This is a genomic window from Rhodococcus sp. IC4_135 (assembly GCF_011602025.1).
Classification (GTDB): Bacteria; Actinomycetota; Actinomycetes; order Mycobacteriales; family Mycobacteriaceae; genus Rhodococcus_F; species Rhodococcus_F baikonurensis.
The window spans coordinates 301151-323299 of record NZ_JAAOLG010000005.1; the positions used below are offsets into that span (position 1 = coordinate 301151).

The 22149-nt window shown below is 61.4% G+C and carries 23 protein-coding genes; 15 read left to right on the forward strand and 8 right to left on the reverse strand.

The genetic code is table 11. The features are described 5' to 3' along the window. The first annotated feature begins 147 nt into the window (after positions 1 to 147). On the forward strand, positions 148 to 1596 hold the full coding sequence (locus tag G8767_RS13345) for an MFS transporter (RefSeq protein WP_166810443.1): 1449 nt from the start codon (positions 148 to 150) through the stop codon (positions 1594 to 1596). A gap of 63 nt (positions 1597 to 1659) precedes the next feature. Beyond that, complete coding sequence (locus tag G8767_RS13350) at positions 1660 to 2019, forward strand: hypothetical protein (protein ID WP_240952225.1); 360 nt, start codon at positions 1660 to 1662, stop codon at positions 2017 to 2019. Positions 2020 to 2283: 264 nt separating this feature from the next. On the opposite strand, the gene G8767_RS13355 is transcribed toward G8767_RS13350, so the two are convergent. Both G8767_RS13355 and G8767_RS13360 read right to left on the reverse strand, forming a co-directional pair. Beyond that, complete coding sequence (locus tag G8767_RS13355; protein WP_346842986.1) at positions 2284 to 3276, reverse strand: YncE family protein; 993 nt, start codon at positions 3274 to 3276, stop codon at positions 2284 to 2286. Between the two features lie 267 nt (positions 3277 to 3543). Then, complete coding sequence (locus tag G8767_RS13360) at positions 3544 to 4032, reverse strand: hypothetical protein (protein ID WP_166810418.1); 489 nt, start codon at positions 4030 to 4032, stop codon at positions 3544 to 3546. Positions 4033 to 5575: 1543 nt separating this feature from the next. Here G8767_RS13360 and G8767_RS13365 point away from each other — a divergent pair. Both G8767_RS13365 and G8767_RS13370 read left to right on the forward strand, forming a co-directional pair. Next, positions 5576 to 6220 carry a hypothetical protein gene (locus G8767_RS13365; protein ID WP_166810419.1) on the forward strand — a complete coding sequence of 215 codons (645 nt, stop codon included), beginning with the start codon at positions 5576 to 5578 and terminating at the stop codon, positions 6218 to 6220. Positions 6221 to 6812: 592 nt separating this feature from the next. Next, positions 6813 to 7505: a PE-PGRS family protein gene (locus tag G8767_RS13370; protein WP_166810420.1), complete on the forward strand. Its 693-nt coding sequence runs from the start codon at positions 6813 to 6815 to the stop codon at positions 7503 to 7505. A 188-nt stretch (positions 7506 to 7693) separates the two neighbouring features. On the opposite strand, the gene G8767_RS13375 is transcribed toward G8767_RS13370, so the two are convergent. The 3 genes from G8767_RS13375 to G8767_RS36310 all read right to left on the reverse strand — a co-directional run bounded on the left by G8767_RS13375 (position 7694) and on the right by G8767_RS36310 (position 9230). Continuing rightward, positions 7694 to 8233, reverse strand: coding sequence for a uracil-DNA glycosylase (locus tag G8767_RS13375; RefSeq protein WP_166810421.1), 540 nt, complete (start codon positions 8231 to 8233; stop codon positions 7694 to 7696). A gap of 511 nt (positions 8234 to 8744) precedes the next feature. Next, the gene (locus tag G8767_RS13380; RefSeq protein ID WP_166810422.1) at positions 8745 to 8987 is read right to left on the reverse strand and encodes a hypothetical protein; all 243 of its coding nucleotides are present in this window, start codon (positions 8985 to 8987) and stop codon (positions 8745 to 8747) included. 108 nt (positions 8988 to 9095) lie between these two features. Further along, entirely contained in the window at positions 9096 to 9230 is a 135-nt protein-coding gene (locus G8767_RS36310; RefSeq protein ID WP_277346880.1) for a hypothetical protein, read from the reverse strand. A 215-nt stretch (positions 9231 to 9445) separates the two neighbouring features. On the opposite strand from G8767_RS36310, the gene G8767_RS13385 reads away from it, so the two are divergent. The 6 genes from G8767_RS13385 (at position 9446) to G8767_RS13410 (ending at position 14432) form a co-directional block, all read left to right on the forward strand. Continuing rightward, on the forward strand, positions 9446 to 10126 hold the full coding sequence (locus tag G8767_RS13385; protein ID WP_166810423.1) for a HEAT repeat domain-containing protein: 681 nt from the start codon (positions 9446 to 9448) through the stop codon (positions 10124 to 10126). Positions 10127 to 10191: 65 nt separating this feature from the next. After that, the gene (locus tag G8767_RS13390; protein ID WP_095973457.1) at positions 10192 to 10566 is read left to right on the forward strand and encodes a nuclear transport factor 2 family protein; all 375 of its coding nucleotides are present in this window, start codon (positions 10192 to 10194) and stop codon (positions 10564 to 10566) included. A gap of 1 nt (position 10567) precedes the next feature. Next, on the forward strand, positions 10568 to 11524 hold the full coding sequence (locus G8767_RS13395; RefSeq protein WP_166810424.1) for an alpha/beta hydrolase: 957 nt from the start codon (positions 10568 to 10570) through the stop codon (positions 11522 to 11524). 33 nt (positions 11525 to 11557) lie between these two features. Beyond that, positions 11558 to 12514: an SMP-30/gluconolactonase/LRE family protein gene (locus G8767_RS13400; protein ID WP_166810425.1), complete on the forward strand. Its 957-nt coding sequence runs from the start codon at positions 11558 to 11560 to the stop codon at positions 12512 to 12514. Positions 12515 to 12582: 68 nt separating this feature from the next. Continuing rightward, positions 12583 to 13641, forward strand: coding sequence for a Dyp-type peroxidase (locus G8767_RS13405; RefSeq protein WP_166810426.1), 1059 nt, complete (start codon positions 12583 to 12585; stop codon positions 13639 to 13641). Continuing rightward, entirely contained in the window at positions 13638 to 14432 is a 795-nt protein-coding gene (locus G8767_RS13410) for a family 1 encapsulin nanocompartment shell protein (protein WP_166810427.1), read from the forward strand. Before G8767_RS13405 ends, G8767_RS13410 begins: the two co-directional genes overlap by 4 nt. Here G8767_RS13410 and G8767_RS13415 read toward each other — a convergent pair. From G8767_RS13415 to G8767_RS13425, 3 genes are read right to left on the reverse strand one after another with little or no spacing between them, the layout of a single operon-like run. Then, the gene (locus tag G8767_RS13415) at positions 14421 to 14747 is read right to left on the reverse strand and encodes a hypothetical protein (RefSeq protein ID WP_166810428.1); all 327 of its coding nucleotides are present in this window, start codon (positions 14745 to 14747) and stop codon (positions 14421 to 14423) included. The genes G8767_RS13410 and G8767_RS13415 overlap by 12 nt on opposite strands. Next, positions 14744 to 15568 carry a DUF692 domain-containing protein gene (locus G8767_RS13420; RefSeq protein ID WP_166810429.1) on the reverse strand — a complete coding sequence of 275 codons (825 nt, stop codon included), beginning with the start codon at positions 15566 to 15568 and terminating at the stop codon, positions 14744 to 14746. Before G8767_RS13420 ends, G8767_RS13415 begins: the two co-directional genes overlap by 4 nt. A 46-nt stretch (positions 15569 to 15614) precedes the next feature. Then, positions 15615 to 16085 (reverse strand): Lrp/AsnC family transcriptional regulator, encoded by a 471-nt coding sequence (locus G8767_RS13425; protein ID WP_166810430.1) that lies wholly within the window; start codon positions 16083 to 16085, stop codon positions 15615 to 15617. 154 nt (positions 16086 to 16239) lie between these two features. Here G8767_RS13425 and pdhA point away from each other — a divergent pair, with 154 nt between their 5' ends. The 5 genes from pdhA to G8767_RS13450 are packed head-to-tail and all read left to right on the forward strand — an operon-like array spanning position 16240 to position 22149. Further along, entirely contained in the window at positions 16240 to 17367 is a 1128-nt protein-coding gene (pdhA, locus tag G8767_RS13430) for a pyruvate dehydrogenase (acetyl-transferring) E1 component subunit alpha (RefSeq protein ID WP_166810431.1), read from the forward strand. Between the two features lie 2 nt (positions 17368 to 17369). Beyond that, on the forward strand, positions 17370 to 18374 hold the full coding sequence (locus G8767_RS13435; RefSeq protein WP_166810432.1) for an alpha-ketoacid dehydrogenase subunit beta: 1005 nt from the start codon (positions 17370 to 17372) through the stop codon (positions 18372 to 18374). Beyond that, positions 18371 to 19594, forward strand: coding sequence for a dihydrolipoamide acetyltransferase family protein (locus G8767_RS13440; protein WP_166810433.1), 1224 nt, complete (start codon positions 18371 to 18373; stop codon positions 19592 to 19594). Before G8767_RS13435 ends, G8767_RS13440 begins: the two co-directional genes overlap by 4 nt. Before the next feature lie 14 nt (positions 19595 to 19608). Next, positions 19609 to 21018 carry a dihydrolipoyl dehydrogenase gene (lpdA, locus tag G8767_RS13445; protein WP_206029332.1) on the forward strand — a complete coding sequence of 470 codons (1410 nt, stop codon included), beginning with the start codon at positions 19609 to 19611 and terminating at the stop codon, positions 21016 to 21018. Positions 21019 to 21042: 24 nt separating this feature from the next. Then, positions 21043 to 22149, forward strand: a complete 1107-nt coding sequence (locus tag G8767_RS13450; protein ID WP_166810434.1) for a Glu/Leu/Phe/Val dehydrogenase — start codon at positions 21043 to 21045, stop codon at positions 22147 to 22149.

Consider the following 22149-nt stretch of genomic DNA (forward strand, 5'->3'; position numbering starts at 1 on the left):
TTCCACTGCACTTCCCCGCAAGGCCCCGGCCGACGGTATTCGGCAGGGGGTCAATCGAATTCGCAGGTGTCCCGAAAGGATTCTCCAGCCATGGCGTCTCATGTCCACAGCGACGGTTCGTCTCCCAGTCTGCCCGATTCGACGTCGATGCCGGAGCGGTGGACTCCGCGACTGGTGTTCTCGCTGGCGTCGATCGTTCTACTTCTCGAAATGCTCGCGGTGAGCTACATGATGATTTCCACTGCGCTGCCCGCCATCTCGGTGCATTATCAAACGACGCAGGGAGCCTGGCTGCTCACGTCGTTCCTGCTGCTCGGCGCGGTAGCGTCTCCTCTGCTCGGCAAGCTCGCCGACATGTACGGCAAACGAAAAGTCCTGCTCCTGGCGGTCGCCGGCGCGGCGGTCGGATCCTTCATTTCGGCGGTTGCGCCCACTTATGCCGTCCTGATTCTGGGCCGGTCGCTGACGGGCCTACTGGTCCCCTGCCTGTTCTTGAGCTACTCCCTCATCCGCGACGTGTTTCCGCCGAAAACCGTTGCTCTGGCGGTCAGTATCGCGACCTCCGGCATGGGCCTGATCGCTATTCCGGCGCCGTTCCTCACCGGTTGGTTGATCGACAACCACGGGTTCCGGAGCATCTTCTGGTTCTTCGTCATCGGTTTGGTTCTGCTCGGTGGAATGATTTTCGCTTCGACGGCGGAATCAGCTGTGCGACTGCGCTCTTCGCTGGATCTGATCGGTGCGGTACTGCTCGGATCAGGCATCGCCGGAATTCTCATCGGCGTCAGCTTCGGACCGACCTGGGGCTGGAAGAACGGCTCGACACTGGCCTATCTGATCGGCGGCGTTGCACTGCTGGTGGCGTGGGTTGCCTCTGCCCGGGCCATCCGTGAACCCTTGATCGACCTGCGCTACTTCGGCAAGCGTTCGGTGATGCTCACCGCCGTCGGAGCCGGGTTCTGCTACGGCGCGTCGGGAGTCTTCACGATTCTGCTGCCGATGATGGTGATGACCCCCGCAGTTCTCGGCCTGGGATACGGATTCGGTGTCACGGCAGAAGGATTCGCGATCTTCCAGGCGCCGCTGGGTGGCATGGTGGTGGTCGGTGGTTTGATCGTGGGCTTCCTCGTGGGCCGCAACATTCGACCCCGCCTGCTGATGATCATCGGAATGATCCTCATGGCAGTCGGATTCACCTTGACGGCAACCATTCACGACAACAAGCCGCTGCTCATCATCTTTGCCGGAATCTTCGGCGTCGGTATGGGTATGGGTTACGCCTCCATTCCGAACCTGCTCATCGAAGCAGTGCCGCCGCAGTTGCAGGCAACCACGGCGAGCATGGTTGCAGTCTTCCAGAGCATCTTCCCTGCAGTGCTTCCCGTCATCGCCTTCACGGTCTTGAACTCGCACATCGCGATGGCGATGGAGGGCGCTGTGTTCTACACCGACGAGGGCATGCGTATCGCGTTCCTGATCGGTGCTGCTGCAGCAGTTCTCGGTGCGATCGCAGCCGTGTTCCTGCCGCGAAACATCGTCCAGATCGGCGCAGAAGACGGTGTGCAGCAGGAGACGTCCCTTCTCCCGGCTCACTGATCGGAAATGCTGCGCGTGTAGATCCGCGATGACAGGATTGGGCGTACCGACGAAAGGACTCCCATGACGTTCGCGGATCTGGACGGCGATGGACTGTGGAGTTACCTGACGGAGCGTTCAGGATTGCCCGGCCCGCGCGCGAACCTCGCGCTCATGCTCGAGTTCGCGCGCGGCGCCGACAATGACGACATCCTGCAGGCGGTGGAGTCCGAAGACGAATACATCCGCTGCTGTGGGATCGTCGGGCTCGGATTCATCCTTGTTCGTTCGCGCGACGAGGCTGTTCTGGTCAGTCTGACGGAGGCGACCACTAGTGCGTTGTGGCGTGCACGTGAAGCTGCCGCGATGGCTGTTCAGGCGATAGGTGACACGGATCCGGAATTGTCGGCGGTGCCGGGAAAGCCAGGCGGGCGGTGCGCGTGAAGTCGCCGAGTTCACCGCATTCGGCGGACTCCGCCGAAACCTGCGGCCGGGTGTCGGTGAGCGCCTTGTCCGGCAATACTTCCAGGCGGTCTCTACCGACAATTGAAGTGAGACCCACCGAGGTTCGCTTGGGGACGCTGCCCACTCCCGTCTCGATCAGCAGGCGGGAGCCACAGTGCTCGGCGGCATCAGCAAAACCGAAGCTCTACGCGGCAATTCGAAAAGTGCCGTGAAGTGGGATTCGGCTGCTGATTTGGCGCAGTCTCAAGAGCCGCGGCTTCCCAGCGAGCCTGTTGATGGCAGGTTTGGTACATCCTTTTTGATGGCAATCACGGCGACCTCGGCACTGATACTGAGGCTGACGTAGGCGCGGGTGCCATCGGGGGTGAAGACGATGGCACCCGGACCGCTATCCATCGGATAGGTGGTCGCGACGGTGGAGGTCGCAGTGTCGATCACTGAAATTGTGAGGTTGGCGCCGTCGGTTACGTAGGCGCGGGATCCGTCAGGGGTGAAAGCTACCGCGTTCGGACGCGGGGGTCCCTGGATTACGTTGACGACTGCGTTCGTTGCGGTGTCAACCACGGACACTGTTCCGCTGTTGTTGTTGGCGACGTAGGCTCGGCTGCCATTGGGGGCGATGGCTATGCCGGCTGGCCACGAACCCACCGCGATTTCGGTGATGGCGCTGGTATTTATGTCGATGGCAGACACCGTTCCGCTGTTGTTGTTGGTGATGTAGGCGCGGGTACCGTCGGGGGTGATGGCAATCTTGTGGGGATTCTTTCCTACACGGAGCGTGTTTGTGACGGTGTTTGTGACGGTGTCGATGACCGATACGGTGCCGTATGCGGTGGAGTTGAAGTTGGTGACGTAGGCGCGAGTGCCGTCGGGAGTGATCGCAATGTCGGAAGGGGTCGAACCGACGCCGATTCCGCCGAGTCGGGTGTTGGTCGCGGTGTCTACCACCGAAACTCCGCCACTTCTGCTGGCAACGTAGGCGCGGGTACCGTCGGGCGTCAAGGCAATCGCGACGGGGTCGCCCAGGTCCTGGTCAATGGTCGTGGCCAGAGAGTTTGTGACGGTGTCGACCACGGAAACAAGACCTGTGTAACCGCTAGCGACGTAGGCATGCTTGCCGTCGGACGTCATCGCCATGCCCCACGGTTGGCCGATGATTGGGATGTTGGCGATCACCGTGTCGGCCGCCGCGGGGGTTACCGCCAGAGCGGCGGCGAAGCCAGTTGCACTGAGCACTGCGACGGCTCGGGTCCTCCGCCGCACTGGATGTAGCCGTTCGATGCTGGGAATGGTGATCGTCCTTCCGGAGTTCGGAACGGCCCAAGAGAAACCGCTAGAAAAACATAGCGGTTGACCAGTCTCATTGGTCGTGGATACCCAACATCACCCCTGAACGTCATTCTGCGGGTTTCGGTGTGCTCGTCAAACAGCACCGTCAGTTTCAAGAGTTGACTGCACTCACCGGCGACCCCCGGATAGCGCTGGGGAGTCGCCGGATGTCACCTAAACCCCGTGTGCGGTGCCGCCGACGGCCTCAGCGATCATCGGGGCGATCTTCGCTGAGTCAGCGATCCCGTCGGAACTGTTCAATGTCAGCACGGCATCCGCATCGGGTAGAGCGATGTGAATCCCGCCGAGGGAATCGCTGGCCTTCTGCCACGCCGCGAGCGTCTCCTTGTCAGGGAAGATGTTGATTCCGGCGTCGTAGCCGTTCACTGGCATATCGAAACGCATCTGAGCCCCCGACAATGCAACCTCGGCACGCTCGGGCTCGGCGTGCTCGATGCCGAGGTCATCGAGAGCCGTGGTGAATCTCTGCACGACAGATTCGGACTTGGAAACCGGCTGGGCCGGGGTCTCTACCTCCTGCCCTTGAGAGGATGACGAGATGCTGTTGGTTTCAACCTTGGCGTCATCGTCGCTGCCGCAAGCAGCGAGGAACAGGGCTGCCGCCAGGACAGTGGCAGCGACGAGGGCGGTCGTACGGCTCATATGGTGGTCTTTCCGATGTGGTCGAGCTGAGTGCTCTCCGAAACATTATGAGGGTGGACAATACTAGACCGTCCGCCCTTCTTTCGGCTGGTCGATTAGCGCGATCCAGATGAGTTCCCTAGAAACCGCTTGAGCGGCTTCCTGCGCGTCCGTGCGTGCACTTGACCATCGTCTATGCCGGATGATCTCAAACACGCTCCTGTGTGCGATTCACCTGGAAATTTCAACGCGTTCCGTCCATTTTGCTGTCGTTGCAAAATCCGATATGGCATAGTTTTTAGTGGACGATTTGTGTGCAGGACGTCGTGAACGGCAAAAATCGAGAGTGGACACAAGCTCACGCCGGAAGAGCGTGCGTACCTGTTGCAGACGTACGAGACTGGTTTCGGAGTATGCCGGGGTAAGCCATTCCGGTGAACTGTGTTGCCGCACAGACATTCGCGGATTTTTTGGCACGACTTTTGCGATTCTTGACAGAGCCGTCGAGGCAGATAGTCCAGGTGGCGATCAACGCGCGGTCTATGGCTTGTTCACTACTGAACAGTATCCAGTGAATCGGAGTACGTCTGAGCTACCTCGCGGACCCTCGCTCACGTTAGAAGTAGCATTGAGTACCGCCAAGCTCGCACGGAATGGCTTTCGGGAACACTATTCGCCTTTCCCATGGCAACGGCAGAAACCAAATCCAGCCACCCGCAATCATTTCAAGCCTCTCAGATCCTCGGGTTCCCCAACCAGACCGTGTTAGGAATCTAACGTCATTCCGTTCACTCGACCAGGGCGCCGCGTAGCCCAAATGCGCAGCCGCTTTCTGCGCACGACGACTAATTCCGAGTAGCTCCCGATCGGTGATCGACAGGATCGGCGGAATCCGCTCGAACGTCACCGCCGCCGCGTCGGCCAACGAACACCGAACTCAACTGTTGCAGTCGATTTAGCTCCGGCCATTGAGTTCTGCCCGGTGACGCCATCCGAGAATTGGAGCAACGAACAGGCTTCCGGGACTGCGCAACTCGGAGGGTCCTGACACTGGCTGTCTTTCGGACGTCAGCTGCCTCCTCCGCTTGCCTGCAGACGTGATGAATTCCATCCCGTGGCTCTGTCCTCTCAATCTACGGCCGCTTCCATGCGAAATCGCACGGCCTTACTTGCAAGCTGTACGCGGCAGCTAAGACACAGGGGCTCCGAAAGAGCAGACCCTGAGCGATAGAGTGGCCTGTGCCCAAAGTTGGTACTTCGACAAATGAGTACTAGCGGTCGCGGGCCGGCACTCGAAAGGACTTCGACCTTGAACGACTCTGTCTCCCGCTCCTCCCGACGAGGCGATCGGTTCTCCGCAATCATTCGATTAATTGAGAAAGCAGATGCTGAGTTGACTGCCAATGCCGTCTTCGGGCCGGCTGACAGATACGCGCAGCAAGCCGTGGAACTTTCACTACTTCCCGAAGGAAAAGCGCGTAACAAGTACGTCAATCGGTTCTACTGGTACGGCAAGATCGACATTCACACCGGCAATCCTGTTCTCCGTGACAAGAAGGTCACTGTGTGGGCTCTCGGAAAAGACGAGTTGGGATTTTGGTACGAGATCAAGAATGCTTATGTGTTTGGAACCGCAGAGCGGCACAGGGAACAGGCGCTTGCTGATCCATTGCGGCGGCATTTTTGGGCCGTGATCAGCGTTGCATCGTCTATCGTGCAAGAGATTCGGTCGCTTCACGATATCGCGGTGGAAGCCTTCCTCACGTCCGCGACCGGACCTGTCGACGTCGACAAAGAACTTGCGAGCATCACCACGCATCTGCTCGATGTCGCATCAGTCAGAGTCGATATCGGTAGCGAACCGATCGGTGACACCTCTGAGATCCAACATGCCCGAAAACTGTGGCTGCGCCACATCGAGGAACTAGATACCAATGTTGTTCAGCCAGTGATGGAGCGAATTACCTCACTATCCGAGTACCGTGATCGACTGCGCGCCGTACAGATTCAGACGCAGACGATCCGTCGTATCGGCAAGAGCGCCGGAATCGACGAGCGGATGGACAAACTGGTTGCGAAATCCGGGCGGGACGTTGAGGGATCATCGAACATCAAATCGTCCACAGATGAGATTCACCAAGCCGAAGTTGCTCGCAGTTCCGCGTTGGCTGAGGTGCGTGGCGACTACCTAAACGCTCTGTTGCCGTAGACAAATTCGCTTTCCCTAGAGATGCGTAAGTCTTTGCCGTGGTTGATCGTAAGTTTGTGGTGGTTGATCATTGGACGGCGTTCTCGGGAGGTAGAGACTCCAATGCCCGTCGCGCGTGTGGGTGCGGCGAGTTGGTTGCGAGCGAGGACAGCGTGTGCGGCAGCTTCGACATCGGTCGGATCACTCTCACCACTGTTACGCCGGAGCTTGCACCCGACCTCTTTGGGCTCAAGCAAGATCGGAAGCCGAGCCCCCTTCCGCAGATGGGATGACCCGCCCCGCAACAGCTACACAATGGCCTGCTTGACTCATCGCTGTGATGGAAAAACGGGAGCCTGGGGCCCAACAAACCCTTGAGTCTGCAATAAAGGTCGTCAGTCAGGCTGTACCCGAACCGATCCGAGAACACTGGGCCGACATCGCCGGCGTCCGTTATCCCCCAAAGCAGGCATACCAGCTGATCAGCGACCTCCCCCGGTCCAGCTTCACCTCTCATGCAGCCCTGGCGCGTCTCCGCAGAATCGGCTTCACCACCAGTGTCTACCAAACCAGGATCGGCGAGCAGCACACCGAAACAGACACTGACCCCAGTGTGTCGCAGGCGGACTACACGCATCTGTCGGCATCGTTCTCCACTCTGCTGGATTTCCTCACCACGAATCAGCTCACCGAGCACCTGTCCTCCGCTGAGTCGGCATTCGCCGGCTCGGACACGATCGGGTGCGCTGACACCGTCGAACTTTTTCACTTCAGCGAGGATCTTCTCGACGCAGCCCTCGCCGTTCGTCAGCATGTCGGACGGCTCAACGACGTCATTCATGCCACCGTCATTGCGCGATGTCTGCCACTGATCCTCGAACCTGGCGAGACCGTCACGGCCAGGCCATCACTCGGCGCCGGCAACGACCCCAGCAGGCCTTTTGATGTCGAAACCGATCGGCGCATCGCAGAGTTCAAGGTCTCGCAGTGGAAGGGCGCCGACACCATGCGCAAGCGAGGTGTGTTTGCTGATCTAGTTCATCTTGCGTTGGATCCCACTGAACGGCGTGCGCAGATGTTCGTCGTCGGGCCGCTTCCGAAGAAGTTCTTGGTGACCTCACGATCAACCGCAGAGTGGGCCTTGGGCCGCTCTTCGCCTCACACTCGACGCCGATTCGAAGAGAAGTTCGGACCCGCCGAGCAGTTCACCGTCGCCGAGTTCACCGGTGGGCTGGCTGCGCATATCGAGATCGTCGACATCGCAACATTGGTTCCATCTCTGGGCCTGGCAGACGAGCTGCTGTAGGCGAGATTGTTCCCTTACCTCCCCGACTTTTTACTGCCAGCACAACCGGTGTTTCATTGCCGTGGTTGCTGCATAGGGGCTGTTTTTAGGTCTCTCAGAAGATCGATACATCGGTAGACGATTCGACCTCAACAGGACAGGTCACCACTCGATTCGATCTGGACCAGAGGCAGCGGCTTTGACTTCCCTCATCTTTTCGGCGAGTTCACGACTCCATACCTCGTGCTGTTCGATACTCCCTCGATAGCCACTTGGTCCGGTACTGCGATGATGAAATTTCTCCAGTGCGCCGCTGTGCCCTTGAACGTCGCCGCGAACAAGTCCCAAGCCTCGGAAGCATCCTCACCGAAGGTGAAGACAACCCGCAATTCGGGCAGTCGGACAATCAAAGCGGTAAGAAACTGACTCCCTCTCAACAGGTACGGTCGACGTTCCGCGACCTTCATCGTGGATAGCCCTTTCACGTACCAAGGGCACACGTTCCAGCCGACACAGTCATCAGCGCCTAATCCGGCTTCTTCCATCGCCTCGGCGAGCCGCCGAGCCGCGACATCCGTGTTCTCGACAGAGAGGAATCCAGACCCCGCATTATCGTCCTCGTCGTTGGTCATGATCCCTGGAGAAGCCAGCAAAAATAGGACTCTTGCACGCCGGCCGCCGAACTCAGGCGACACATACGGGACGAACTCGCTGTATGTGTCGCGGATGTCATCGACCAGGTCGTTCAAGTCCTCGATATGGGGATCTCGAATATGTTCCCGCTGCCAGACGCGAAACGCCGGAAAACTTCATCTTCTGGTTGCGCACCTCGTGAACTTATACGTGTGAGCCGACATTGGGAGATGGCAGTAACACGCACATAAGTTCCCGGCGCACCCCCGAAAATCCTGATCGGCGAAACCCTCACGACGACAGACCCACACTCTCTGGTCTACCTGATGCACCCCGGGTGAAGCAGATCGCTCCGTCGAGCTCGACGATCGCAGTAAGATGGAAGAGCCTGCGCGTCGGCGTAGGTCTCGCAGCGAAGACATATTTCTTGTCCTCATCGACGACGCAAGAGGGAGTCGTCGTGATGCGCATCGCGCATCCTTTGAGCGCTTTGAAGATGGTGACTGCTTCGCTGTGGAGTTCGGCGAGTAGGTTTTCGGTGATGCGGGCCGCTTCGACGCGTTTCTGGAAGACGAGGTCCCCGCGAGCTTAGTGGTGGGTGATGAAGTTTTCGACCCGGGCTAATGCTTACGTAACGGATTCGGGTTCAGGTGCGCCGTAGCCTGATCGCATCGTGTGCATGATCGACGGTCCCCCGAATTCCATTGTGGTTTTAGCGTTCTGGCATGAAATGCGGTCAACCGAATGTGCCGTGCAGTGCGCTGCGACGAGGTTCTCGATGCGAGAGGTGATGTCGACGTCTTCACGCAGTGCAGCGGCGCCGTGAGCGGCTCCGATGGTGCTCGCCAGGGTCCAGGCGAGTCGGCGCACAGTGGGAGTGTCATTGAATTCGGCTGAAGTGATGGCGGTTTCGACGATCCCAGTGATGGCTGGGTTTTGCGCGCTCAGCGCTTCCGCGTATCCGGTCCTTGGCGTTGCTCATACCGCATCCTCGGTTCCGGTTTCCAAAAGATCTTCTACTGGATCGCTGTAGGCGGTGTTCGCTGCGTTGTCGATCGGGAGGCTGAATGCCTGAGCGAACTGCTCGCGCTGACCGACTGTCGCCCTAAGCATGTGATCGCCTGACTCAGTGATCATTTCGCGGAATACATCGGTGGAACTGGCGTTTCGGCGCGATCGCGGCTGTGTTCCTGCCGCGAAACATCGTCCAGATCGGGGCAGAAGACGGCGCGGCGCAGGAGACGTCCCTCCTACCGGCTCACTGATCGGAAATGCTGCGCGTGTAGATCCGCGATGACAGGATTGGGCGTACCGACGAAAGGACTCCCATGACGTTCGCGGATCTTGACGGTGACGAACTGTGGAGTTATCTGCAGGAGCGTTCAGGATTGCCCGGCCCGCGCGCGAACCTCGCGCTCATGCTCGAGTTCGCGCGCGGCGCCGACAGTGACGACATCCTGCAGGCGGTGGAGTCCGAAGACGAATACATCCGCTGCTGTGGGATCGTCGGGCTCGGGTTCATCCTTGTTCGTTCGCGCGACGAGGCTGTTCTGGACAGTCTGACGGAGGCGACCACCAGTGCTTCGTGGCGTGCACGTGAAGCTGCCGCGATGGCTGTTCAGGCGATAGGTGACACGGATCCGGAATTGTTGCGGGCGATCATCGAGCAGTGGGCACGTTCCGCCCATCCATTGACGCTGCGCGCAGCAGCCGCCGGGATCTGCGAGCCGCGGTTGCTGAAGGACAAGACCAACGCTGCGCTGGCAGTTCAGGTGTGCCGAGACGCTACCGAATGGATTGTCTCGCAACCGGCTGATGCCCGTCGAGATCCCGACACACGCACTCTTCGGCAGGCGCTCGGATACTGCTGGAGCGTCGCGGTCGCAGCGGACCCGAAGAATGCACTGTCGGCATTCGTCTCCCTGGAGGCGTCGGACGACGCCGATGTCGTCTGGATCGTGCGGGAGAACCGGAAGAAGGCCCGCCTGCGCAAGGTGCTCGAAACCTGACCCGTGGATCAGAGACGTAGGTTATCCTCAGAATTAGAACCTGTTCTAACTACGAGGGGTAGACCATGGCACCGTCCGCAGAGGTAATCCGCAAGACCGTCGACGCCTACATCGAGACAGTTGCCACGGGCACTGCCGCCCAGGTTGTGGCCCTGTACGCCGAGGGTGCAACGGTCGAAGACCCGGTTGGCACCGACGTGCGCACCACTCGCGAGTCCATTCTCGAGTTCTACTCCGTGATCGAGAACTTCGACCAGGAAGCTCACCTTCACACCCTCCGCATCGCCGGAAACGAAGCGGCATTCCACTTCTCGCTGATCACCAAGCTCGGCGAGCAGACGCTGACCATCGCACCCATCGACGTCATGACTTTCGACGACGACGGCAAGATCCTGTCGATGCGCGCATTCTGGAACCAGGAAGACATGATCACCGCCTGATATGACGGTGAAGACGATCGACGTCGACGGATTCCGTTGGCAGATCGACGATTCCGGTTCTGGGACAGCCGTGGTTATGTGCCACGGCTTTCCCGGCCTCGGATACAGCTATCGCCATCAGTCGGCAGCGTTGGCGGAAGCCGGCTTCCGAGCGATTGCGCTCGACATGCCCGGTTACGGCGGCACTACCCGCCCCGACGCGATCGAGAACTACACCAACGATGCCGTCGCGAACCGGCTGATCGACCTACTCGATGCTCTCGGAATCGACAAGGCGGTATTCGTCGGTCACGATTTCGGCGCGCCGGTCGCGTGGACCACCGCTCTGCGCCACCCCGATCGTGTTGCGGGACTGGTCTCGTTGGCGGTCCCCTATGCGCCCGACAGGTTCCCGGCCAAGCCGTCGACGATCTACGCCGGCATGGCGCGCAAGCACTTTCTGCACATTCACTATTTCCAGGAACCGGGTGTCGCGGAGCGCGAACTCGACGCCCGTCCACGTGAATTCCTTCAACGGCTCTTCCATGCCTTGTCCGGGGCTTACCGGTACCTCGACGTCTGGAAGAATCCGTCCGAAGGAAACGGCTACCTCGACGTACTTCCCGAGGCGCCTGCATTGCCGTGGTCGTGGCTCACCGAGGACAATCTGGACGTCTATGTAAAGGCCTTTACGGCAACAGGTTTCACAGGTGGCTTGAACTGGTACCGGGCGTACGACGCCAACTGGGAACGCAGTGCCGATCTGGACGGCGCGCACATCGACGTCCCGACGCTCTTCGTCGCGGGAGCCGAAGATCCGGTCATCGCGATGAGCGGCCCCAAGGCACTGGAACGGATGAAGGACACCGTCCCCGACCTGCGGGGTGTGCACCTCCTCAGTGGCGCGGGGCACTTCGTCCAACAGGAACGTGCTGCCGAGGTCAATGAACTTTTGATCTCTTTCCTTCGGTCTCTCTAGGCGAAATCGGGCAGAAGGTCTAGCGTTGCGCAGATGCGCACCAGGATCTTCGATCGCAGTATTCGGGTAGGTGTCACCGGTGCTCTTGTTGCCGGTTCGCTTCTGGCTCTGGGTGTGTCCGGTGCCGCCGCCGTGGCGCCCTGCCCCGGATCGTCCCCCGCCGTCCTCAGCGCCCAGATTCCGGGCGCAGCTCTCGAGGGTGTCACGGTGGACGGGCAGGGGCGCCTGTACACGACAGACCTGGTGAGTGGGCGAATCTTCCGCGTCGACGCGCCTGGTCAGGCTGCAGTTCCGATCGCGACGGTCCCCGGCGGTGCGGGCGCGCTGGCGTGGAGCCCGGACGGTTCACTGCTGGTGGGAACCGGAGCAAACGCCGGCGTGCTGATCGGCGATCTGACGCGGGCTGCGTCGGTCGCTCGGGTGGACGTGAACTCCGGTGCCGTGACGCCTATAGCCGGTGGTCTGAGCGCTGCAAACGGCCTCGCCGTCGCGCACGACGGAACGATTTATGCCACCAACGATTTCGGTTCGCTGATCGGAAAGGTCAGCCCAGGCGGTGCCGTCGACCCGGCGTGGGCAACCTTCCCGAGTGCAAACGGCGCCGCCCTGAGTGCCGATAATCGCTGGCTCTACGTGTCGCGCACGTTCGCAAACCCGGGCGTCAGCCGCATCTCCGTGGACAATCCGGGGTATTCGGAATCGTTGGTCGATCTCGGCGGTTTCGAAACCTTCTCTGCCCCAGATGGTTTGACCTTGGATTCGCGCGATCGCGCGATTGTCCCCACGGACATCAGTGGTGAGGTGTGGCGGATCGACGGGCCCGGCCAGTACTGCTCGCTCACCAGCGGACTGCAAGCGTCGAGCGTGTTGACCTACGGGCGTGGCAATTCCGGTTTCGCGGCCGGGCATCTCTACCGCGCCGGATTCGACGGAAAGATCTTCGAGATTCCGGCCGGCTTCGACGCGGGCGCCCAGGCGGCAACCCCGTAACGCGACACCCTGACGCGACTTACCCACTACTGATGCCGGGACTGCCGGAATCGTCCATACTGGTCTGCATGGCGGAAACGAGTGAGATCGACGAGGCCGAGGTGGCCCTTCCCGCGATACCGCAGCCGTTGCTGACCCCGCTCACGGAAGCTGCGATCTTCCTGGTTTTCACCATCGACGAGGGTGGTGAGCAGGCAGTTCACGACGTTCTGGCGGATATTTCCGGGCTGCAGCGCTCGATCGGATTCCGGGTTCCCGCAGGTGGCTTGGCTGCCGTCGTCGGCATCGGTTCGGACGCATGGGACCGGCTTTTCGACGGACCGCGCCCGGCGGAATTGCACCCGTTCATCGAGTTGACCGGTGACAAACACCACGCTCCCCGCACACCGGGCGATCTGTTGTTCCACATCCGGGCCCGTCAGATGGACCTGTGCTTCGAGTTCGCCACGGTCGTGACCAACAGGTTGGCCGGCGCCGCGTCGGTGATCGACGAGGTCCACGGGTTCAAGTACTTCGAGCAACGCGACCTCATGGGTTTTGTCGACGGCACCGAGAACCCGTCCGGGCAGGCCGCATACGTTGCGGTCACCGTCGGTGACGAGGATCCGGACTTCGCGGGCAGCAGTTATGTCATCGTCCAGAAGTACCTCCACGACATGTCGGAGTGGAATTCCCTGCCCGTCGAGGAGCAGGAGAACGTGATCGGGCGCTCCAAGCTCGAAGACCTCGAGATGGACGACGACACCAAACCGGCCAACTCGCACACCGCACTCACCGTCATCGAGGACGAATCCGGTGAGCAGATCCAGATCCTGCGCGACAACATGCCGTTCGGCCACGTCGGCTCCGCTGAAATGGGAACCTACTTCATCGGTTACTCGGCGTCGCCGACGGTGACCGAGCAGATGCTCACCAACATGTTCATCGGGAATCCCGTCGGCAACTACGACCGCATTCTCGATTTCTCGACGGCCGTCACCGGAATCAATTTCTTCGTTCCGACGGCGGACTTTCTCGACGATCCCCCGGACCTGCCGACCAGGCTCGTTCCCGAAGCGACGTTCACAGCGCCCAACTCTGACGGTTCTCTCGGAATCGGCAGCCTCAAAAGGAGTGCCCAGCAATGACAAACCTGCACCGCGACCTAGCACCCATTTCGGCAGCAGCCTGGGCCGAGATCGAAGAAGAGGCCAGCCGCACCTTCAAGCGTCACGTCGCCGGTCGTCGTGTCGTGGATGTGGAGGGACCGTCGGGTGACGATCTCGCGGCCATCCCGCTCGGGCATCAGGTGCCGATCAATCCCTTGGCCGACGGCGTCATCGCACACGCTCGCCAGTCGCAGCCGATCATCGAACTGCGGGTCCCCTTCACCGTCAGCCGTCAGGCCATCGACGACGTCGAACGCGGCGCGAAGGACTCCGACTGGCAGCCCGTCAAGGACGCGGCCAAGCAGATCGCGTTCGCCGAGGACCGCGCCATCTTCGAGGGATACCCCGCAGCCAGCATCACCGGCGTGCGGGCCAGCGGTTCCAACCCGGAACTGAAGCTCCCCGTCGACGCCAAGGACTACCCGGAAGCCATCAGCCAGGCGATCACGTCGCTGCGACTGGCCGGTGTCAACGGACCGTACTCACTGCTCCTGAACGCCGACGCGTTCACCGCGATCAACGAGACCTCCGATCACGGCTACCCGATCCGCGAGCACCTGCGACGCGTCCTCGACGGCGAGATCATCTGGGCCCCGGCCATCGACGGCGCTTTCCTGCTGTCGACGCGTGGTGGTGACTACGAACTGCATCTGGGCCAGGACCTGTCCATCGGTTACCTCTCGCACGATGCGAACTCCGTCGAGCTGTATTTCCAGGAATCGATGACGTTCCTCATGTACACCAGCGAAGCCGTTGTCTCATTTGCGTAAGAGCCTTCGAAACCTCTGATGCCAGGGCGGGCGCGGCAGTTCGCCGATGTCCTGGAGATGGGCGACAAAGGCCTGGGCATCCGCGTGTGAAGTCGTCTTCGGCCGTCCGTCTGCCCACGCTGTGAACAACTGAAGATACCGATCGCCGAGAGTGTGGCGCACCACCGGAAGGTGGTGCGCCACTTCTCCTGCGCGCTTTCGGAGCAGTGCCGCCGAGACAACGGCGGCATCGTCTGTGTCGAAGCCTTCGGGTAGTTCGCCACCCGCCACAAGTGCGCGAATCAGCGCCTCTTGACGCTCACCGAGCGTGCTCATGTGCGTGACCAATCGGTGCCCGCGGTGATGCGATCCAGACCCGCTGCATCGGCGATGGCATCGAGCTCGTCGAGCAATTCCAGTGCCGGCGGATAGTTTCCGTCGCGCTCGAGCATGATCGCGGGATGGTGACCGGCGGCGGTGAATTGCGCAAGAAGTTCCAGCACGGCTTCGGGCACCGGATCGGTATGCGTGTCGTGGTATTTGCCGTCGCTGATACTGCCACCGGCGATGTGGCAGTACGCGATTCGCTCGAGTGGTAGCCGGCTCAGCTCGGCCCAGGGATCACGCCCTCGGTTGAGAGCATTGGCGTAGACGTTCGCGATGTCGAGAACCAGCAGAGCCCCGGTGCGTTCGACGATCTCCGAGAGAAACTCCCCTTCGGTCAACTCGTCGTCGGGCCAGTCGAAAAGGGCGGCAACGTTTTCGACGGCAAACGGCACCGGTAGACCGTCCTGAGTGCGAGTGATGTTGCGTGCCAAGACATCGATCGCTTCGTAGGTGCGTGGCAGTGGGAGCAGGTGCCCGGCCTCTATGCCGCCCGCCCGCACGAATGCAATGTGCTCACTCGCCAAGGGGGCGTCCAGTATCTGGGCTGCATGCGCAAGGTGATCGATCCGTGCCTGATCTACCGCCTCGGCCCCGCCAAGGGAGAGCGAGATTCCGTGCGGGATCACCGGAACTCCCAGCGAGCCGAGGTGCGGCGGTATCTCATTTCCGATGGATTCGGCAATGACTTCGCAGAATGCCAGGCCGTCCAGCTGCGCGATGATTCCGGAGACCTCGGGACGCCAACCGATTCCCAGGCCGTACAGGGTCATTCGAGTCACCTCCCGTGTGCAACTGCTAACGGCGACTATAGACGGATCAGCCGGGCAGCCAGTTGGGTCCCGGACCGTTGCCTTCCTCGAAGATCAGCCACGTTTTGGTCGAGAGAACCCCGTCGAGTCCCTGGAGTTCTTCGAGCACGGTGTGGCGTAGTTCCTGGTTGTCCGGGGCGCGAACCAGCACCAGAACGTCGAAGTCGCCGCCGAGGAGGGAGAAGTGCTCGACAAACGGCAGTGCATTCAACGACGCAGCCAGACCTCGCCACGAGTGCTGCCTGATCGAGAGCGCCACGTACGCCGAGGAGCCGAGTCCGGCCTTCTCATGGGCGATCCGCGTCGTGAATCCGGTGATGATTCCGGCGTCCTCGAGCCTTTCGATGCGGACGTAGGCGTGGGCGCGAGATATGTGCGCCTTCTCGGCCAGTGCACGCATGGAGATGCGACTGTCTGCGACCAGTTCGGCGATGATGCGGCGGTCGATCGCATCGAGAGCGTGCGGTTCGGTGGCCATCTGTCCATTCCTGCTTCGGTAGTCGAGTCGGTTGATGGACATATTGCTGCCCGAATCCTCATGATAGGCCGTTCGTCTTGAATCTTCGACATCTTCTGCCATTACGTCGACGAAGTGCGAATACTGATGGACACAACGTCTTCTGGAGGTAGAAGTGACTCTTGTCGAGCCCTTGGGGGAACTGCGGTATCAAAAGTTCCTGCCGGCCGATTCCGCGGTGCAGTACCTCGACCCTGCGGGAGAACTGACGCGCAGCGAGGCACGCTACGCAAAACCGAGCGACGATCGCCTGATCGACATGTATCGAAAGATGTTCCTGGGCAGACGCTTCGACCAGCAGGCGACGGCGCTCACCAAACAGGGGCGCCTGGCCGTGTATCCGTCCTCGCGAGGGCAGGAGGCATGTCAGATCGCGGCAGCGATGAGTCTGGAGCCGAGTGACTGGCTCTTCCCCACCTATCGGGATTCGATGGCGTTGGCCGCCAGAGGCGTCGATCCGGTGCAGATTCTGAGCATGCTTGCCGGCGACTGGCATTGCGGATACGACCCGGTAGCACTACGCAGTGCGCCGCAGTGCACCCCGCTGGCGACGCAGTTGCTGCACGCAGCGGGAGTGGCGTACGGGGAGTCCCGACGGGGCCTGAACACCGTCGCGCTCGCGCTCTGCGGTGACGGGGCCACCAGTGAGGGTGACTTCCACGAAGCGCTGAACTTCGCCGCCGTCTTCAAGGCGCCGGTGATCTTCCTGGTGCAGAACAACGGATTTGCGATCAGCGTCCCGTTGTCACGTCAAAGCGCAGCACCGACGTTGGCGCACAAGGGCGTCGGCTACGGGATCGGGAGCGAGCAGGTAGACGGCAACGATCCTGTTGCGATGATGGCCGTCATGGACGAGGCGGCGCGCTTCGTTCGGAGCGGAAACGGACCGGTGATCGTCGAAGCACACACCTATCGCATCGACGCCCACACCAACGCCGACGACGCCACCCGCTACCGCGACAGCGCGGAGGTGGAAACGTGGCTCGGCCGAGACCCGTTGCCGCGACTCGAAAAGTATCTGCGCGCACACGATCTGATCGACGACGCGTTCGTGGAATCACTGACCGCAGAGGCCGAGGCCGAGGCCGCCACACTGCGCGCCGGCATGAACGTCGACCGCCCGCACGATCCGCTCGATCTGTTCCGGTACGTCTTCGCCGAGCAGACACCGCAATTGCGTGAGCAACAGGCGCAACTCGAGACCGAACTCGCCGCCGAAGCCGCTGACACAGGGGGAAACTGACCATGCCCATGCTCACGATGGCTCAAGCCCTCAACACCGCACTACGGGACTCGTTGGCCGCCGACGACAACGTCGTCGTCTTCGGTGAGGACGTCGGTACCCTCGGCGGCGTCTTCCGCGTCACCGACGGCCTCACCCGCGACTTCGGTGACGACCGGTGCTTCGACACTCCCCTCGCCGAGTCCGGCATCATCGGATTCGCAATCGGTATGGCCATGGCCGGTTTTCGTCCGGTCGTGGAAATGCAGTTCGACGCGTTTGCCTATCCGGCATTCGAGCAGATCGCCTCCCACGTCGCAAAGATCCGCAACCGCACGAAGGGCGCACTGTCGATTCCGATCGTCATCCGTGTTCCTTTTGCCGGTGGTATCGGCGGGGTGGAGCATCACTGTGATTCCAGTGAGGGCTACTACGCACACACGCCCGGACTGAAGGTCGTGGCGCCGTCCACGGTGGAAGATGCGTACTCGCTGCTACGTTCGGCGATCGAGGACCCCGACCCGGTGATCTTCCTCGAACCCAAAAAGCTGTATTTCTCCCGTGCCGATGTCGAACTGACCGCACGTGAGCCGATCGGTCGTGCGGTCGTCCGGCGCCCCGGTCGTGACGCGACGCTCATTGCCTACGGCCCGTCCGTGGAGGTTGCACTGAAGTCGGCCGAGGCCGCTGCGGCCGAGGGCTGCGACATCGAGGTGATCGACATCCGCTCGATAGTGCCGTTCGACGACGAGACGGTCACTGCATCGGTGCGAAAGACCGGACGCTGCATCGTCATCCAGGAGGCGCAAGGTTTTGCCGGCGTGGGTGCGGAAATTGCTGCCCGCGTGCAGGAGCGGTGCTTCCACCATCTCCACGCCCCGGTGCTCCGGGTCAGCGGATTCGACATCCCCTACCCTGCGCCGAAGCTCGAGCGTCACCACCTGCCCAGCGTCGACCGTGTCCTCGATGCCGTCGATCGTCTGCAGTGGAACGACACTCCCGACACCCGTTGGGCGGTGACGGCATGAGCAATCAGGTATTCATGCTCCCCGACCTGGGTGAAGGACTGGCCGAGGCCGACATCGCGGAGTGGCACGTCAAGGTAGGCGACGTGGTCACCATCGATCAGATCGTCGTCGAGGTCGAGACTGCGAAAGCTGCTGTGGATGTGCCCATCCCGTTCGCCGGGACCGTGATCGAACTCCACGGCAAAGACGGTGACACCGTGAAGGTGGGTACGCCGCTGATCACTGTGAGTGGTGGCGACAGTGTCGACGCGGTCGTCTCGGCTAACCACGAGCGATACCGCGAAGAAGAACGTGCCGGTTCGGGTAACGTCCTGATCGGCTACGGCACCAGTGAGGATGCACCGAGACGCCGACGTCGGACTTCTTCGTCGGTACGCGTGATCTCACCAATCATTCGTAAACTGGCCTTTGACAACGATATCGACCTAACCACGATTTCCGGTTCGGGCGCCGGCGGGGTGATCACGCGCGCTGATGTCGAGGCCGGGTCGAACACCGTTACGGAAACGGAAACGTCGCATGTGGGCGACCAGCGGATCCCGATCAAGGGGCTACGCAAGGTGGTGGCCGACAAGCTGTCCACCAGCCGCCGCGAGATTCCCGACGCGACAACCTGGGTCGACGTCGACGCCACCGAACTGTTGGCGGCGCGAGCCGAGATCAACAAGTCACTGCCCGATTCCGACAAGATCAGCCTGATGGCGCTGCTGGCTCGGCTGACCACCGCCGCATTGGCGCAGTACCCCGAACTGAACTCGTCGGTCGACACGGCTCGAGGCGAGATAGTTCGACACGCCCGCATCCACCTCGGAATCGCCGCTCAGACACCGAAGGGATTGATGGTGCCGGTCATTCGCAATGCCGACACCCTGAGCACTGTCGAACTCGCACAAGCACTTCGGGTAACCACCGACCTTGCCCGCGACGGCAAACTCGAACCCGCCCGCCTGACCGGCGGCACCTTCACACTCAACAACTACGGGGTATTCGGGGTTGACGGATCGACTCCGATCATCAACCACCCCGAGGCGGCAATTCTGGGGATCGGGCGCATCATCGACAAGCCGTGGGTGGTGAACGGCGAGTTGACCGTCCGTAAGGTCACTCAGATCTCGTTGAGCTTCGACCACCGCGTCTGTGACGGCGGCGAAGCCGGCGGATTCCTGAGGCTGTTCGGTGACTACATCGAGAACCCGATCCGCATCCTGGGAAGGCTCTGATGACCACGGCTCCGATGACCAAGGCTTCGATGACCAAGGCTTCGATGACGGCCGGCAAACGGCACAGTGATGTCGTGATCCTCGGTGGCGGATCGGGCGGCTATGCTTGCGCCATCCGCGCCGCCCAACTCGGATTGTCGGTCACATTGGTCGAGGCAGACAAGGTCGGCGGAACGTGCCTGCACCGCGGATGCATCCCGACCAAGGCGCTGCTGCATTCCGCCGAGGTGGCCGACTCGGCACGCACCAGTGAGCAATTCGGAGTCCGGGCATCTTTTGACGGCATCGACATCGCGCAGGTGCACGACTACAAGAACGGGACAGTCGAGCGGCTGTACAGCGGTCTGCAAGGTTTGTTGGCGCAACACAAGATCACTATTGACAACGGATACGGAACGTACGTCGGTGGGCGAAGCATCGACGTCGACGGAACCCGCTATACCGGAACATCACTCGTTCTGGCCACCGGTTCGTATCCGCGGGAACTGCCCGGCATAGAGCTCGGCCGCCGGATCCTCACCAGCGACCAGGCGCTCGAACTCGACCGGGTGCCCAGCAGCGCAACAGTGCTCGGTGGCGGTGTCATCGGTGTCGAGTTCGCGAGCCTGTGGCGCTCCTTCGGCGCCGAAGTCACGATCGTCGAGGCACTCCCCCGACTCCTCGCCGCCGAGGACACGTGGTCGTCGAAGCAGCTGGAGCGGGCCTACCGGAAACGCGGAATCGTCTGTAAGACAGACACAAAGATCGTTTCCGCAAAAGAAGCAGCCGATTCGGTCCGCATCGAACTAGGTGACGGAACGATATTCGATACCGACCTACTGTTGGTCGCCGTCGGCCGCGGACCCCGCACGGACGGTAACGGTTTCGAAGAAAACGGAATCAGCCTCGACAAGGGTTTTGTCGTCACCGACGAACGCCTCCGTACGTCCGTGGACGGTGTGTACGCGGTCGGCGACATCGTGCCCGGTCTTGCGTTGGCGCACCGAGGTTTCCAACAAGGAATCTTTGTGGCTGAACAGATCGCCGGGAAGGATCCGCTACCGGTCGCCGAACACTTGATTCCTCGCGTGACGTACTCACATCCCGAAGTTGCATCAGTCGGACTCGGCGAAGTTGCGGCGCGCACGCAGTACGGCGACATCTCCACCGTCGTCTACGACCTGGCGGGTAACGGTAAGAGCCAGATCCTGCGAACTACCGGGGGAATCAAAGTGATTCGCAGCGGAACCAAAGGTCCCGTCGTCGGCGTCCACCTGGTGGGCGACCGGGTTGGCGAGCTGATTGGTGAGGCGCAGTTGGCCGTTGCCTGGGAAGCGCTTCCCGATGAAGTGGGGCGTTTCATCCACGCACACCCCAGCCAGAGCGAAGCGTTGGGTGAGGCCATGCTCGCCCTCGCGGGAACACCACTGCACGCGCACGGTTGACCCATAACCAGGAGAGGATCTGCAATGAGCATCGACGACGAACTGCGCTGGGACGGTGAACTCACCGTCACCCGACATGATCGGGAGACCGACACGACCTTTGTGATCCGAATCGACTCCACCCGACTGGGACCGGCGTCAGGTGGCACGCGGGCCGCGCATTATCCCTCGATCGGTCACGCCCTGGCGGACGCCGGGAAGCTCGCCGGCGCAATGACATTGAAAATGGCGGTCTCCGACCTGCCGATGGGTGGCGGGAAGTCGGTGATAGCACTGCCCGCACCGCGCAATCGGATCGACTCGGCGACTTGGACTCGTATCCTCGACATTCACGCGGAGAACATCGACAAGCTCGAGGGAAACTACTGGACCGGTCCTGACGTCAACACCAACTCCTCGGACATGGATCAGCTCAGTCGAACCACCAAGTACGTCTTCGGGCGTTCGGTCGACAACGGTGGCGCCGGTTCCAGCGCGCACGCAACGGCTCTGGGCGTGTTCGAAGCGATGAAGGCCACGGCGCGTCGTCGTGGACTCGGAACACTCGACGGCCGAACGGTACTGGTGCAGGGACTCGGCGCCGTCGGCGGGGATGTTGTACGTCTCGCAGCCCAGGCTGGGGCACGCCTGCTGGTTGCAGATACGGACCCGCAGCGCCTCGAGGCTGCTTCTCTCGCGGGGCACACGGTCGTTCCTGTAGGCGAGGTACTCCGAACACCGTGTGATCTCTTCGCTCCCTGCGCGATGGGAGGCATCATCGATTCCGCTGCCGCTGCGTCGATTCCGACTCTGGCCGTGGCGGGCGCAGCAAACAACATCTTGACCGATGCTGCGGCGGGCGCGGTTCTGCGAAGCCGCGGGGTTCTCTGTGCCCCTGATTTCGTCGCGAACGCAGGCGGAGCCTTTCACCTCGTCGGGCGAGAAGTACTGGGGTGGAACGAAGACGACGTCGTCGAACGAACCCGAGGGATCGGTCGAACTCTGGACGAGGTGTATTCCTTGAGTGAGGAACGTGGCATCACTACCGAGGCGGCAGCGCTTCTGCTCGCCCGGGCGCGGTTATCCCCCGCATCCGCCACCGCCGCCGCCACATCCGCCGCCCCCGCTGCAGCTGCCGCCTCCCCCGTCTGA